This is a genomic window from Rhizobium pantanalense, assembly GCF_030182525.1.
Taxonomy (GTDB): Bacteria; Pseudomonadota; Alphaproteobacteria; order Rhizobiales; family Rhizobiaceae; genus Rhizobium.
In genome coordinates this window covers 318,257-331,339 of record NZ_JAQJCH010000001.1, presented here as the reverse complement: position 1 = coordinate 331,339, position 13,083 = coordinate 318,257, and the positions used below count along the sequence as shown (strand labels likewise).

The 13,083-nt window shown below is 60.2% G+C and carries 15 protein-coding genes; 3 read left to right on the top strand and 12 right to left on the bottom strand.

Annotation, left to right across the window (positions count from 1 at the left end; genetic code table 11):
* Positions 1-5: 5 nt before the first annotated feature.
* The 8 genes from ybgF to ybgC all read right to left on the bottom strand — a co-directional run bounded on the left by ybgF (position 6) and on the right by ybgC (position 6,933).
* Positions 6-1,019, bottom strand: coding sequence for a tol-pal system protein YbgF (gene ybgF, locus PH558_RS01605; RefSeq protein WP_095435709.1), 1,014 nt, complete (start codon positions 1,017-1,019; stop codon positions 6-8).
* Between the two features lie 161 nt (positions 1,020-1,180).
* Positions 1,181-1,714, bottom strand: coding sequence for a peptidoglycan-associated lipoprotein Pal (gene pal / locus PH558_RS01600; protein WP_069611823.1), 534 nt, complete (start codon positions 1,712-1,714; stop codon positions 1,181-1,183).
* Positions 1,715-1,867: 153 nt separating this feature from the next.
* On the bottom strand, positions 1,868-3,172 hold the full coding sequence (gene tolB, locus PH558_RS01595) for a Tol-Pal system beta propeller repeat protein TolB (protein ID WP_095436348.1): 1,305 nt from the start codon (positions 3,170-3,172) through the stop codon (positions 1,868-1,870).
* A 20-nt stretch (positions 3,173-3,192) separates the two neighbouring features.
* A complete protein-coding gene (locus PH558_RS01590) occupies positions 3,193-3,531 on the bottom strand; it encodes a hypothetical protein (RefSeq protein ID WP_146214396.1) in 339 nt (112 codons plus the stop codon).
* An 86-nt stretch (positions 3,532-3,617) separates the two neighbouring features.
* Positions 3,618-4,841: a hypothetical protein gene (locus PH558_RS01585; RefSeq protein ID WP_113408223.1), complete on the bottom strand. Its 1,224-nt coding sequence runs from the start codon at positions 4,839-4,841 to the stop codon at positions 3,618-3,620.
* A 9-nt stretch (positions 4,842-4,850) separates the two neighbouring features.
* Complete coding sequence (gene tolR / locus PH558_RS01580; RefSeq protein WP_069611827.1) at positions 4,851-5,309, bottom strand: protein TolR; 459 nt, start codon at positions 5,307-5,309, stop codon at positions 4,851-4,853.
* Between the two features lie 27 nt (positions 5,310-5,336).
* Positions 5,337-6,059: a protein TolQ gene (gene tolQ / locus PH558_RS01575; protein WP_047629119.1), complete on the bottom strand. Its 723-nt coding sequence runs from the start codon at positions 6,057-6,059 to the stop codon at positions 5,337-5,339.
* A gap of 418 nt (positions 6,060-6,477) precedes the next feature.
* A complete protein-coding gene (gene ybgC / locus PH558_RS01570) occupies positions 6,478-6,933 on the bottom strand; it encodes a tol-pal system-associated acyl-CoA thioesterase (protein ID WP_069611881.1) in 456 nt (151 codons plus the stop codon).
* A gap of 136 nt (positions 6,934-7,069) precedes the next feature.
* Here ybgC and PH558_RS01565 point away from each other — a divergent pair, with 136 nt between their 5' ends.
* Genes PH558_RS01565 through PH558_RS01555 form a run of 3 tightly spaced genes read left to right on the top strand, consistent with a single transcriptional unit; the run spans position 7,070 to position 10,103 of the window.
* Positions 7,070-8,290, top strand: coding sequence for an NAD-dependent epimerase/dehydratase family protein (locus PH558_RS01565; RefSeq protein ID WP_095435713.1), 1,221 nt, complete (start codon positions 7,070-7,072; stop codon positions 8,288-8,290).
* Positions 8,290-9,153: a glycosyltransferase gene (locus tag PH558_RS01560; RefSeq protein WP_244575338.1), complete on the top strand. Its 864-nt coding sequence runs from the start codon at positions 8,290-8,292 to the stop codon at positions 9,151-9,153. Before PH558_RS01565 ends, PH558_RS01560 begins: the two co-directional genes overlap by 1 nt.
* Positions 9,150-10,103, top strand: coding sequence for an NAD-dependent epimerase/dehydratase family protein (locus PH558_RS01555; protein ID WP_285201877.1), 954 nt, complete (start codon positions 9,150-9,152; stop codon positions 10,101-10,103). The genes PH558_RS01560 and PH558_RS01555 overlap by 4 nt, the downstream gene beginning before the upstream one ends.
* Here PH558_RS01555 and PH558_RS01550 read toward each other — a convergent pair.
* From PH558_RS01550 to ruvB, 4 genes are read right to left on the bottom strand one after another with little or no spacing between them, the layout of a single operon-like run.
* The gene (locus PH558_RS01550; protein WP_285201876.1) at positions 10,048-10,611 is read right to left on the bottom strand and encodes a DinB family protein; all 564 of its coding nucleotides are present in this window, start codon (positions 10,609-10,611) and stop codon (positions 10,048-10,050) included. The genes PH558_RS01555 and PH558_RS01550 overlap by 56 nt on opposite strands.
* An 11-nt stretch (positions 10,612-10,622) precedes the next feature.
* Positions 10,623-11,132, bottom strand: a complete 510-nt coding sequence (locus PH558_RS01545; protein ID WP_285201875.1) for an NUDIX hydrolase — start codon at positions 11,130-11,132, stop codon at positions 10,623-10,625.
* 6 nt (positions 11,133-11,138) lie between these two features.
* Positions 11,139-12,041: a metallophosphoesterase gene (locus PH558_RS01540; RefSeq protein WP_285201874.1), complete on the bottom strand. Its 903-nt coding sequence runs from the start codon at positions 12,039-12,041 to the stop codon at positions 11,139-11,141.
* Positions 12,042-13,082 (bottom strand): Holliday junction branch migration DNA helicase RuvB, encoded by a 1,041-nt coding sequence (ruvB, locus tag PH558_RS01535; protein ID WP_112335057.1) that lies wholly within the window; start codon positions 13,080-13,082, stop codon positions 12,042-12,044.
* Position 13,083: the final 1 nt, after the last annotated feature.

Here is a 13,083-nt window from a genome sequence, read left to right as displayed (position 1 = left end):
GGCAATCAGCAGGCAAGCCGCTTCTCTTCGCTGGCAACCTTGCCGGTCACAGCCTTGGAGGCCTTGGGATAACGCTTGTTCACCTCGCGAAGCGTGGCGCAGGCCGTATCCTTGTTGTCGAGCGCCGCAAGCGACATGCCGAGCTTCAGCAACATTTCGGGCGCCTTTTCTGAGGTGCTATATTTCTGATGCGCATTCAGAAAGGTCTTGGCGGCCTCGTTATACTTACCTTGCGAATAAAGCGCTTCACCGAGCCAGAAATTCGCATCCGCGGCCCGGGAGCTGCTGGGGTAGCTATCGAGATACTGACGGAACTCCTGTTCGGCGACGCTGTAGTCGCCGGACAGGACATGGCCATAGGCAGCCTTGTATTGGTCGTTCTCGCTGCCGAGCGAAGCCGTCTGCGAGCCGGAGCCCGCGCTTGGAGGCGCACCCGAACCATTATTGGCCCCCGTCATCGAGGAACCGATCTGGTCGCCGCTCTGGTCGAACTGGATAGAGCCAAGCTGGCTCGGCGGCTTGCCACCGCCGGCTCCGCGCGGCGCGGCGCTGCCGTTCTGCGAATCGGTAATGACGCCGGCAATATCGTCCTGCTGGCCGCCGCTCTGCGCGGGCACATCGGCTTCACTCTTCTTCATCGTGCCGCCGGCAGCCGGCGCGGCAGCACCGCCGCCACCGCGCTTTTCAAGTTGTTGGAAGCGGAATTCGTTGTCTTCCTGCGCCTTACGGATCGTCTCCTGCATCTGCAACAGCTGATAGCTCATTTCCTCGACACGGCCATTCAGCTGGCGCATCTGGTCTTCAAGCTGTTGCAGACGAACTTCGGCATCGCTGTTTTGAACGTTGATGACCGGTGCCTGGCCGTATTGTGCTTGTCTTTGGGAATTGCCGGAAGCCGATTGCGCAGAAGCCTCGCGGCCCCCGAGATGGATTCCGAACAACGACAAGGCAGAAGCATCGCGTTCGCTACCCACGACGGTAGCGAGACAAAGCATGCTCGCCACGACAAGTTTTTTCATATGGATCTTCCTGTCCTATTGATTCTTCGGGCCGGAGGGCTCGAACAGGAGATTTTTACAATTACTCTCAAAAAGCAACGGAGTTCGGCCAAAGTGTGGTCAAAAAAGTAAAGGCGGCCAGGAGGCCGCCTTTTGCATTTCGACTGGTCTTTCTTCGTCTATCAGGAGCCGGCGCCGTTGAGCACGGTGACGGCGCGGCGGTTCTGCGACCAGCAGGATTCGTTGTCGCAGGTAGCGACCGGACGCTCCTTGCCGTAGGAAATCGTCTTCATGCGGTTCGCGGGAACACCGCGCGAAGCGAGGTAGTTTTTCGCAGCTGCTGCGCGACGTGCGCCAAGAGCAAGGTTGTACTCGCGCGTGCCGGTCTCGTCGGCGTGACCTTCGACCGTGATGGAGTAGTTCGGATAACGGGCGAGCCACTGAGCCTGACGATCGAGCGTCTGGGCAGCTTCGGAGCTGATGGAGGAGCTATCAACAACGAAGAAAACGCGGTCACCGACATTGACCGTGAAGTCCTGCGGCGAGCCCGGAGTAGCATTGCCGGCACCGTTCAGGCCAAGACCGTTGGCATCGTTCGGCAGACCCTTCTTGGAAGCGCAGCCAGCCAGAGAAAGGCCGACGAAAAGCGCGATCATGATCGGGTTGCGTGCGAGGTTTTGCATGTGGCCAACGGCCTGGGTTGCGGTACGGCTCATGGCCGGTCTCTCCTATAAGTCTCTATCAGGGTTGCCAGACTGTAACCGGGTTCGGTTAATCCGATTCCAACAAGTATGGTTAATGATGTCCTAAAATTGTCGCCAAACGGTCCAGTCACAGGACTTTGCGGCGATAAAGTGGCGAGCCCTTCATTACTCGAGAAGCGGCGACCATGCGGGGTCAGAAGCGAAGCCCGGCGTCGGGATCTTCTGTTCGTTATAACCGGTCAGGTCGATCGAATAAATTTGCGGCCCGCTTGCGCCGGACGGCGCGCGGAAGAACATGATGACACGACCGTTCGGCGCCCAGGTCGGCCCCTCGCTGTAAGAGCCGGAGGTCAGGATTCGCTCACCGGAACCGTCCGGCTTCATGACACCGATGGAAAAATTGCCGCCGGCACGCTTGGTGAAGGCGATGAGATCGCCGCGCGGAGACCAGACCGGCGTGGAATAAGAGCCGTTGCCGAACGAGATGCGGCGCTGGTTTGAACCGTCGGCATTCATGACATAGATCTGCGGCTGTCCGCCGCGGTCGCTTTCGAAGGCGACCTGCGTGCCATCGGGCGAATAGGACGGCGACGTATCGATCGCGGCCGTCGACGTCAGGCGCGTCGTGGTGCGCGAGCGCAGGTCCATCGTGTAGATATTGGCATTGCCTTCCTGCTGCAGGCTCATGATGACACGCTGCCCGTCCGGCGAGAAGCGCGGCGAGAAGGTCATGCCGGGGAAGTTACCCACCAGTTCGCGCTGGCCCGTCTGCAGCTGCAGCAGATAGACGCGCGGCTGCTGGTTGGCGAAGGACATGTAGGTCACTTCCTGACGGTTGGGCGAGAAGCGCGGCGTCAGTACCAGGTCGCTGCCGTCGGTCAGCATGCGCACGTTGGCGCCGTCCTGGTCCATGATGCCGAGCTGCGTCTTGCGGGCCGTCTTCGGGCCGCTCTCGGCGACGAAAACGACGCGCGTATCGAAGTAACCCTTCTCGCCGGTAATCTTCTGATAGATCGCATCGGCGATGATGTGCGCGACGCGGCGCCAGTTATCCGGCTGGGCGAAGAACTGCTGGCCGATCATCTGGCTGTTACCGAACGTATCCCAGAGGCGGAATTCGGCGCGAAGGCGGCCGCCTTCCTGCGTCACGCGGCCAGTCACCAGCGCCTGCGCGTTGATCGAGGTCCAGTCCTGGAAGCGCGGGGTCGAATCCGGATTGGTGATCTTCTCGATAAAGGCCTGCTTGTTGATCGGAGCGAACAATCCGGAGCGCTGCAGATCGGCTGCGATCACGCTCGAGATCTGCGGGCCGAGCGTATCATTCGACAGAAGGTCGGTGATGGCGATCGGCATGGGCTGGACATTGCCCTTGTTGATATTGAGCTCGACCACGGCATAGGCCGGAGTGGCGAGAGCTGCCGTCAGGCCTGCCAGCACCAGCAGGAGACGCAAGAGGGAGTTTCTGATCATATGTATCAAGCCTTTCAGCATTAATTCGCCGGATCGCTGGCATCGAAGTTGACTACGACTTCTTTCCAGTCCTCAAATTGATCTCTTGGCAAGTTCTTGAACGGGGCAGCCCGGAGCACGGCTCGCATCGCGGCTGCGGCCATGGCTTGCTGTGTTGCCTTGGGGCCACCGGTCACGGTAACCTTTGGCTCGCCCACGATCTCTCCGCTTCGATTGAGCTTGAAGTGCACCCGAACGTTGACATGCTTCGCTCCCTCCATGCCGGGAGCAAGATTCCAGTTTTTCGCGACGTCATCGCGGATGCTGGCCCCAGTCGAATTTCCATGCGGCTTTGTAGGGCTCGCGGCCTGCACCGACATGGAACCAGCCAACATCACGCCCAAGGCCAGAAGCAAGCTCGTGCCGAGACGGGGACAGTGATTTGTCGAAAGCCGCACTCCCCGCATCACATCCCCAGATCCGCTGCACTGAAGTTGACGACGACTTCCTGCCAGTCCTCATATTTGTCCGCCGGCAGAATCGTCATAAACTCCGATTGCGCGCGAAGGACCGCGCGTACAGCGGCGGATTGCATGGCACCTTGTGTCGAAGCCGGTCCACCGTTGGTCGTCGCTTCCGGCTGACCGACGATCTGCCCGGATTTGTCGAGCTTGAAGTGCACCTTGATACGCACGTCGCCGGCACCTTCAAGACCAGGCGGGAGGTTCCAGTATTTCTGGATCAGATCGCGCAGGCCGTCCTGCTGGCTCTGGCTGAGCTTGCCGGCGCCAAGCGACTTCTTGCCGCCAAGCGAAGCGACCTGGGTATCGGCGCCTGCGGAAGCCTGCTGCGATGAGCGCTTCGCGCCGCCTTTCGACGAGGTGTTGTTGAGAAGATCGTTGATCTGATCGGCGAGACCATCGTCGAGGCCCTTGCTGGCGCCCTTTGGAGTCAGGCGCTTCTTGTCGGCGTCCTTCTTGCCGTCGTCGGCCGAGGTGGTCTTGCTTGTGCTCTGCGTCGTCGTCTTGTCCGTCGGCTTGGCGTCTGCGACCTTTACGTCCGGCTTCGGCGTCGGCTTTACTTCCGGCTTCTGCTCGGCTGCCTTCGGCGGCGTCGGCTGCGGCTTCACATCCGGCACGGGGACGTTGTTCGGCAGCTGAATTTCGGCTTGTTCCGTCGGCTGCGGCGTCGGCGGCGTCGGCGTTGCATCGGCCTTCGGGGCCGGCGGCGTAGGATCGGGCTTCGGCGTCGGCACTACATCCGGCTTCTGCTGCGGAATGGCGGCCACTTCCTTGGGCGCAGCCTCCGTTTCCTTCTGTTCGATCGTCTTGACGTCGTTCGGCTTCGGATCGTCCTGCGGAACGGGCGCATCCACCTTCTTCGGCGCCAGGGCCGCAGTCTCGCTCTCCGGCCTTTGCGTCGGCACGACCGGGTTCTTGATGTCGACTTTGTTCTCGCCGGTATTCTGGGCGTTGGCAACCTGATCCTGCTTGGTCGTCGGCTTGCGTGCCGCGTGATCCGTCACCGGCGCCTTCTTCTCGCCCTGCTGCAGCTGATCCGCCGTCACGATATCGACATCCATCGCCGTGCTTTCCGGCGTCTCAAGCGGCGCCGGCGCACTCAGCGTCACCATGGCGCCGATCAGCACCAGGATGTGAATGACAGCAGAAGTGGCGAGACTGCGCTTCATGTCGGTTCGTCAGTGGTCCGTTATCTGCTGCGTAACCAGGCCGATATTCTTGTAACCGGCTTCCTGGATACGCGACATGACGTCGGCAATCACGCCGTAAGGCGCCTTGCCGTCGCCACGCACGAAAATGCGTTCGTTGTAGCCCGTGGTCGCGATCGCCTGCAGCTTGGCGGCGATTTCGGCAACGTCGATCTGCGTTTCCTGCAGGAACACCTGGCCATCGGCCTTGATCGAGATGGTGATCGGCTGGGTCTGGGCGTTCAGCGCGCCCGCCTGCGTTTGCGGCAGATCGATCGGCACGCCAGACGTCATCATCGGCGCCGCCACCATGAAGATGATCAGCAGCACGAGCATGACGTCGACCAGCGGTGTCACGTTGATATCCGCGATCGGGCCGCCCCGGCCGCCGCCGCGACGACCGCCCCGGCGGCCACCGCCGCCACCCTTGCCTCCAACAGACATTGCCATGTGAATTACTCCGGTTCTGTCCGCTACTTACTGTGCTGCCTGACGCGGCTGCAGCTTCTCATCGATCTGGCGCGAAAGGATGGCGGAGAATTCATCCGCGAAACCTTCCATGCGACCCGAGAGCTTGCCGGCATCGGCCGAGAACTTGTTGTAGGCGATAACCGCGGGAATAGCGGCGACCAGACCGATGGCGGTTGCCAACAGCGCTTCGGCGATACCCGGCGCAACGACCGCAAGGTTGGTCGACTTCGAACCGGCGATCGCCTGGAAAGAAGTCATGATACCTACGACGGTACCGAAGAGACCGATGAACGGGCCGGCAGAACCGATGGTGGCAAGCGAACCCAGGCGGGCGACCAGATGTTCCGATTCACGCGCCAGCGTCACATCCATGGCGCGGTCGATACGCATCTGCAGGCCGATCGGCGAACGGGCGCCGCGCTCGAAGGATTTCTTCCATTCGCGCATGGCGGCGACGAAGATGGCGCTGAGGCCCGTATTGTTGCGCTCCGAAAGCGTGCGGTAGAGTTCTTCGAGCGACTGGCCCGACCAGAAGACCTGCTCGAAATGATCGAACTGCCGGCGCGCTCGCGCATAGCTCAGATATTTGTCGATGACGATCGCCCAGGTCCATACGGACGCTGCCAGCAGGCCGATCATAACGAGCTTGACCACCAGGCCCGCCTGCATGAAGAGCGACCAGAGGGTGATGTCCGGTGTGGTGGCCGCTGCCAGTGCTACTTGTTCCATTGATCCAAAATCCCCGAATCCAAACGCCCGGCGCTAGACCGGGCGGCTAAAAGTGATCTCACAAGAATTGTTTGGCAGCCGCCGCTGAACGCCCTGGTCAAGCCTTCCAAGCTTACAACTGCCTTCTTGCCGTCAAATTTGGTCAAAGGAAGGCGTGCACCGCACAAACTCCGACATAACCAGTAAGACACTATTATGGTTAAAAGAATGTTAGCGTCGAAACATGAAGGATTTAACGGTGGCGAAGGTTATTCTAGCTCCAGGGAAGAACTGACCGGACGAAACCGGCGGCAAACGCAGACAAATCTTGCGCGGCGAATTCCTTCACATAAAACTCAAGTTATTGCAAGCTGCCAGTTGCCAATCACCGTTAGCCCTCGACGAGACCGTCGTCACCGAGAGCATGGAGAACTTGAATTCAACCGGCACTTTCCGATGCGGTCAGCATCTGTGCCGCGAGCTTTTCCGGCAGCCGGCGCGGGCGCCCCTTGGCGTTGATGACAGCGATGATGACCTTGGCTGCTATCAGCAGCATATCGTCGCGCCGGATCTCCTGGGACAGTACCATCTTGGCGCCGCCAGCCTTTTCGGTGACGGTCCGGATCGTCAGCACGTCATCCATGCGCGCCGGCCCCTTGAAATCGATCTCCATGCGATGGACGACGAAAACCAGCCCCTCTTCATCGGCATTCAGGAGTTCGCGCTGTTCTACGCCGAGACAACGCAGATAGTCCGTGCGTCCGCGCTCAAGGAAATGCAGGTAACGCGCGTGATAGACGAGGCCGGAAAAATCCGTATCCTCATAGTAGACTCGCTGCACCAGCCGGTGGCTTCCGGCTTCCAGTTCCCCAGCAATCAGAAAGGGGCTGTTCATCGTTGCCGCATCTCCGTGAATGTCCGGCACCTCTTTGGCCGAAGTTCTGCCATCAAGCAAGCTTTGAACAATTGTCATAAACTCCGACTATCCGGAATGGTGCCGGATCGCGGATCGGCGCAGAAGGAAAAATCTCATGAAAATAGCGGTTATGGGCGGTGACGGATTCATCGGTTGGCCAACCTCGCTTCACCTCTCCGACGCCGGTCATGAGATCCATATCCTCGACAATCTTTCCCGCCGATGGATCGATACCGAGTTGGGCGTCCAGTCGCTGACGCCAATGGATTCGATCCAGGAACGCACCCGCATCTGGCACGCCGAAACCGGCCGCCGGATCCATTTCCACCTGATCGATTTGGCCAAGGACTATGAGCTCCTGAAGAAATGGCTGACCGAGCATCGCCCCGATGCCATCGTGCATTTCGCCGAGCAGCGCGCCGCCCCCTATTCGATGAAGAGTGACCGGCACAAGAACTACACGGTCAACAACAACGTCAACGCCACACATAATCTCCTGAACGCGCTGGTAGACCTCAATCTCGACGCGCATCTCGTGCATCTCGGCACCATGGGCGTCTACGGCTATTCGACGATCGGCGCAGCGATCCCTGAAGGCTACCTGCCCGTCGGCATCGAGACGACCGATGGCCGCACCGTCAGTCAGGAGATCCTCTATCCGGCCAATCCTGGCTCGATCTACCATATGACGAAGTGCCTCGACCAGCTGCTGTTTCAGTTCTATGCCAAGAATGACGCACTGAGGATCACCGATCTGCATCAGGGCATCGTCTGGGGCACGCACACGGAACAGACGCGCCGCCACGAACAATTGATCAACCGCTTCGACTATGACGGCGACTATGGCACCGTCCTCAATCGTTTCCTCATCCAAGCGGCGATCGGCTATCCCCTGACCGTGCATGGCACCGGCGGCCAGACCCGCGCCTTCATCCATATCCAGGACTCGGTGCGCTGCATCGAACTGGCGCTAAAGAACCCGCCGGCCCGCGGCGCCCGCGTCGAAATCTTCAACCAGATGACGGAAACGCATCGCGTGCGCGATCTTGCCGAGATGATCGCCAAGATGAGCGGCGCGGAAGTGGTGCGCCTGCCCAATCCGCGCAAGGAAGCTCCGGAGAACGAGCTGATCGTCAAGAACGACAAGTTCCTCGATCTTGGGCTTGCGCCGATCACGCTGGAGGCGGGTCTTCTCGGCGAAATCGTCGATGTCGCCAAGAAATATGCCTATCGCGTCGACCGCTCGCGCGTCCCGGCCATCTCCGCCTGGACCAAGGATCTCGCCGCGACGGTCAACCATGATCCCGAGGGCAAGAGGCTGAAGTCCGTATCATGATGCTTGGAAGCGAAATGCTGCAAGGCTTGCGGCCTCACAGCCGCCCTCGTGCCGGGCAGGCATTCGTGACGCTCGTCACGAATGCCGATTATGCCATGGGTGCGCTGGCGCTGGCCCGCTCGATCGTGCGCAGCGGCACGAAAGCCGACATCGTCGTACTCCACACGGCGGGGGTCAATGAGAACGACCTTGCCCCGCTGTCAGCGCTCGATTGCCGGCTGGTCGAAGTCGAGCACCTGCCTTTGTCGGATGCTTTCAACGAGCGGCATGCCGGCGGCAATCTTCACGCCGCCGCCCCATTCACCAAAGGCCGCAAGCCCTCCTTCCACACACCGCTCGACAATTTCTGCAAGCTACGGCTCTGGCAGCTGATCGAATACAACACCTGCGTCTTCATCGATGCTGACGCGCTGGTGCTGCGAAATGTCGATAGGCTCTTCGACTATCCGGAATTTTCGGCCGCCCCGAACGTCTACGAAAGCCTTGGCGATTTCCATCGGCTGAATTCCGGCGTCTTCGTCGCCAAACCGTCGCTTGCGACTTTTCGGCACATGCTGGAACGGCTCGATCGCCCCGATGTCTTCTGGCGCCGCACGGATCAGACCTTCCTCGAGGCCTTTTTCCCGGATTGGCACGGACTGCCCATCTTCATGAACATGCTGCAATATGTCTGGTTCAGCATGCCCGAGCTCTGGAACTGGAACAGCGTCTCGATCCTACACTATCAATATGAAAAGCCCTGGGAGGAAAACCATCCCAAGGCCGAGCAGCTGAGACCGCTGATCGAGCTGTGGCACAGCTTCCATGCCGGCCGGAACTTGCCCGATATCGCCACGCTGGCAAATCCGAAAGCGGCGGCATGAAAGTCCTGATTTCAGGCGGAGCGGGTCTCGTCGGCCGATACATCGCCGAAGAGCTGCTATCGGCCGGCTACAAGGTTGCAATCGGCGGACGGAACCCCCCGTCACCTGGCTTCTTTTCGCAGCCCGTCTCTTTCGTCCCCTTAAGCCTCGATCCGGCGGAAAATCAAAGCCGTGCTTTCGACGACGCCTATCTCTTCGTGCACGCGGCCTTCAACCATGTCGCGGGCAAATATCGCGGCGGTGAGGGTGATGATCCGGATGGTTTTCGCCGCCTCAATCTCGATGGCACGATGAAGCTCTTCGAGACGGCCAGAAGGGCCGGCATTCGCCGCTGCATCTTTCTTTCCTCACGTGCTGTCTATGGCGACGCAGTTGCCGGAGAGGCGTTGACGGAGGCGACCAAACCTATGCCAAACACGCTCTACGGCGAGGTGAAGCGCGACGCCGAACACGCACTTTTCTCTCTGTCCGCGCCCGGCTTTGCGACCATGAGCCTAAGAGCGACAGGCGTCTATGGCGACTTGCGACCCAACAAGTGGGACGATCTCTTCGACGACTATCTGAACGGCAGACCTGTTCCGTCTCGCGCCGGAACCGAGGTTCACGGCCGCGATCTCGGCCGTGCGGCTCGTCTTCTGCTGGAAACGGAAGCCGGCCGCATAGACGGTGAAGCCTTCAATGTGTCGGATATTCTGACCGACACGCACGAGATCCTTAGCCATCTCCAGACAGCAACCGGCTGTCCACACGCGCCGCCGGCGCCAGTGGAGCGCGGCGCAGTTAACGCCATGAATACGTCAAAGATCCAAGCCCTTGGCTGGCAAGGCGGCGGAAAGGCCCTGCTCAAACAAACGATAGAGACACTGGCTAAATCGGCGCACCAAAAGGCCGGTATCAACGCATCAGCTTTGTCTCGTCCCAACCAAGCACCGCCAATTCCTCGCCCCTGAACCGCGCATCGTCGGAAACGATGAACTCGTCGAGCTGCGGCGGCGCGACGCTGGTTCCGGCCAGCATGGCATGCACCTGCCCGCGGTGATGCGTCTGATGCTGGAACAGATGGTTCAGCACATCGTCTGCCCTCTCCCGCTGGATGCGGCCCTCGCGTTGGATATCGATGATCCGCATCGCGGTCTCCGGCGTTAGCGCCTCGCAGAACGCGACCAGCCTGCGATCGACATCGGCCTGTTCCAATCTCAGCTCGTCCAGCCGATCATAGGGCTCCTCGATGTCAAAAGCTTTGAGGCCCAGAGCGCCGCCTTCAAGTGCGTCGACATAGAACCAGTCGACCGTCAGGATATGATTGAGGGTTGCCTTGATCGACGGAAAGAAGCTGACGCGCTTGGCCTCGAATTCGCCGGACCGCAGGGCCGCACAAGCACGATGCAGCCGGACATTCGCCAATGCGTTGTTATAGGCAAGCTTGCGAAAGCTGCGAACCGGATCGAAAGCGGACATAAGCCTCCTCCTCAAGCCTTGTCGAGATCACCATCCCGCCAGACGAGATGACGAGATGTCAGCGGCAAGGCCTCGATTTCCTCGACGATGAAATAAGGTGGGATATCGAGCGCCACCAGCGCATCGCGTGTCGCCCGCACCCATTTGAATTCCAACTCGTCATCGCCATCCTGAATGCGATGCACGATCTTCTGGGGATCGAAACGAAAGCCGGCTGGAATATCCATCAGGTAGTAGAGGCCGAGCTCATGCCAGTCCATCTCTTCGTAATGGAAGAAATTCTCGACCGACCAGAGCAGGCGCCCGACCGTAACCTCGATGCCAAGCTCCTCAACCATTTCCCGCCGCAATGTCTCTTCCGAGGTCTCGCCGATCTCGGCGCGGCCACCGGGAAAAGTCCAGAAGGGCTCATGCACGGCGCGATGCACCAGGACATGGCCGTCGCGAAAGCCAAGGCCTGCGACGCGCATCTGGAAGCGCTGGGAACCGGCATTCAATCTGATGAGTTTGCGTTTCGACATGATTCCCTATCCTACGCCGATCACGACGATTTCAGGCGGAACGCCGAAGCGGACCGGCGCAATGGAGCAGCCGAGGCCGCCGGATACGATGATATGGCGCTCCTCCTCGACGATATGGCCATAAACATACCGGTCACCGTAACGCGAGGGCGAATAAGGCGACCAGCCGAAAATTCTTACCTGCCCGCCATGGGTGTGTCCCGACAGGGTGAGCGACACACGCTCGGGAACAGCGGGAAAGATATCGGGCTCATGGGCGAGAAGGATCACCGGCGCGTCGTCGCTCACTTGCGCCATTGTGCCACCGAGATCGTCGAGGCCCTTCGTGAAGGGACGCTTCCAGCGCATGCTCCGGCGCAACGCGAGTTGATCCTCGACGCCGGCAAGCCAGAAGCCTTGCCCGTCCTTTTCCAGACGCGCCGCGCGATTGGAATAGACTTCGATGCCGACAGCTTCCAATGCCCGATGGCTGAATGTCGGCCCATGGCCGGTTCTCTGTGCCGTGGAATCATGCCACCAGTCGTGATTGCCGATAATGGCATGGACGCCAAGCGGCGCCTTCAGCTTCGCCAGTTCCGCCGCCCAGATGCGATGATCGACGCGGTTGGTAATGAGATCGGTTCCCGATGTATAATCGCCGAGCAGCACGATGATGTCACCGCCGAGCTCATTGGCGCGGGCACAGATCGACGCGATGCGCTCGGCATTCATCCACGGCTCGCAGGCATGAAAATCGGCAAGCGCGACGATCTTGAGCTTGAGCCCAGGAGCCCATCCGGGTGGGGTCAGCGCATAGCGCGTAACGTTGAGACGAACGACCGGCTCGTATCCGAGAGCATATCCCCCGAGTGCCATCAAACCAAATATGCTGCCGCCGAAAAGCTTCAGGAAGGCACGACGGCCAAGCATTCAATCGTCCTCCCGGAACAACCCGAACTGCGCGGCCTCCAGATCTTTGGGCGGCTGCATGCCAAGATGTTTCCAGGCGATCGCGGTCAAAACACGGCCGCGCGGCGTACGCTGAATGAAGCCCTGCTGGATCATATAGGGCTCGATAATATCCTCGATCGCATCCCGCGGCTCGGAAAGCCCGGCGGCTATGGTTTCGATGCCGACAGGCCCACCGCCGAAATTAACCGCGATCATATTGAGGTAGCGCTTGTCTAGCTGGTCGAAGCCGACGTTATCAACGAGAAGCCGCGTCAGAGCCTCGTCGGCAATCTCGCGCGTCACCGCTTCGACTTTGGCGACCTCGGCGAAATCGCGTACGCGGCGCAGCAGTCGTCCGGCAATGCGTGGCGTACCGCGGGCGCGGCGCGCGATCTCCCGCGCACCCTCATCGGTCATGCCAAGCCCCATCAGCCTCGCACCACGCCGGACGATCAGTTCAAGTTCCTCGACCGTATAGAAACTCAGGCGCACCGGAATGCCGAAACGATCGCGCAGCGGCGTCGTCAACAGGCCGAGACGGGTCGTGGCCGCAACCAGCGTGAACTTGGCGAGATCGATCTTCACCGAACGCGCCGCCGGGCCCTCGCCGATGATCAGATCGAGCTGAAAATCCTCCATGGCCGGATAGAGGATTTCCTCGACGGCCGGGTTGAGACGATGGATCTCGTCGATGAAGAGCACGTCGCGCTCCTCAAGATTGGTGAGCAGCGCCGCCAGATCGCCTGCCTTGGCGATGACGGGGCCGGATGTCGAGCGGAAATTGACGCCGAGTTCCTTTGCCATGATCTGCGCCAGCGTCGTCTTGCCAAGGCCGGGTGGGCCGACGAACAACACATGATCCAGCGCCTCGCCGCGACCCTTGGCCGCCTCGATGAAGACCTTCAGATTGGCGCGCGCTTCCGCCTGGCCGGTAAATTCGTCCAGCGATTGCGGCCTGAGCGTCGCATCGATGTCTTCGCCCCGCTTTTCCGGCGATATAAGACGTGCGGCTTCACTCATG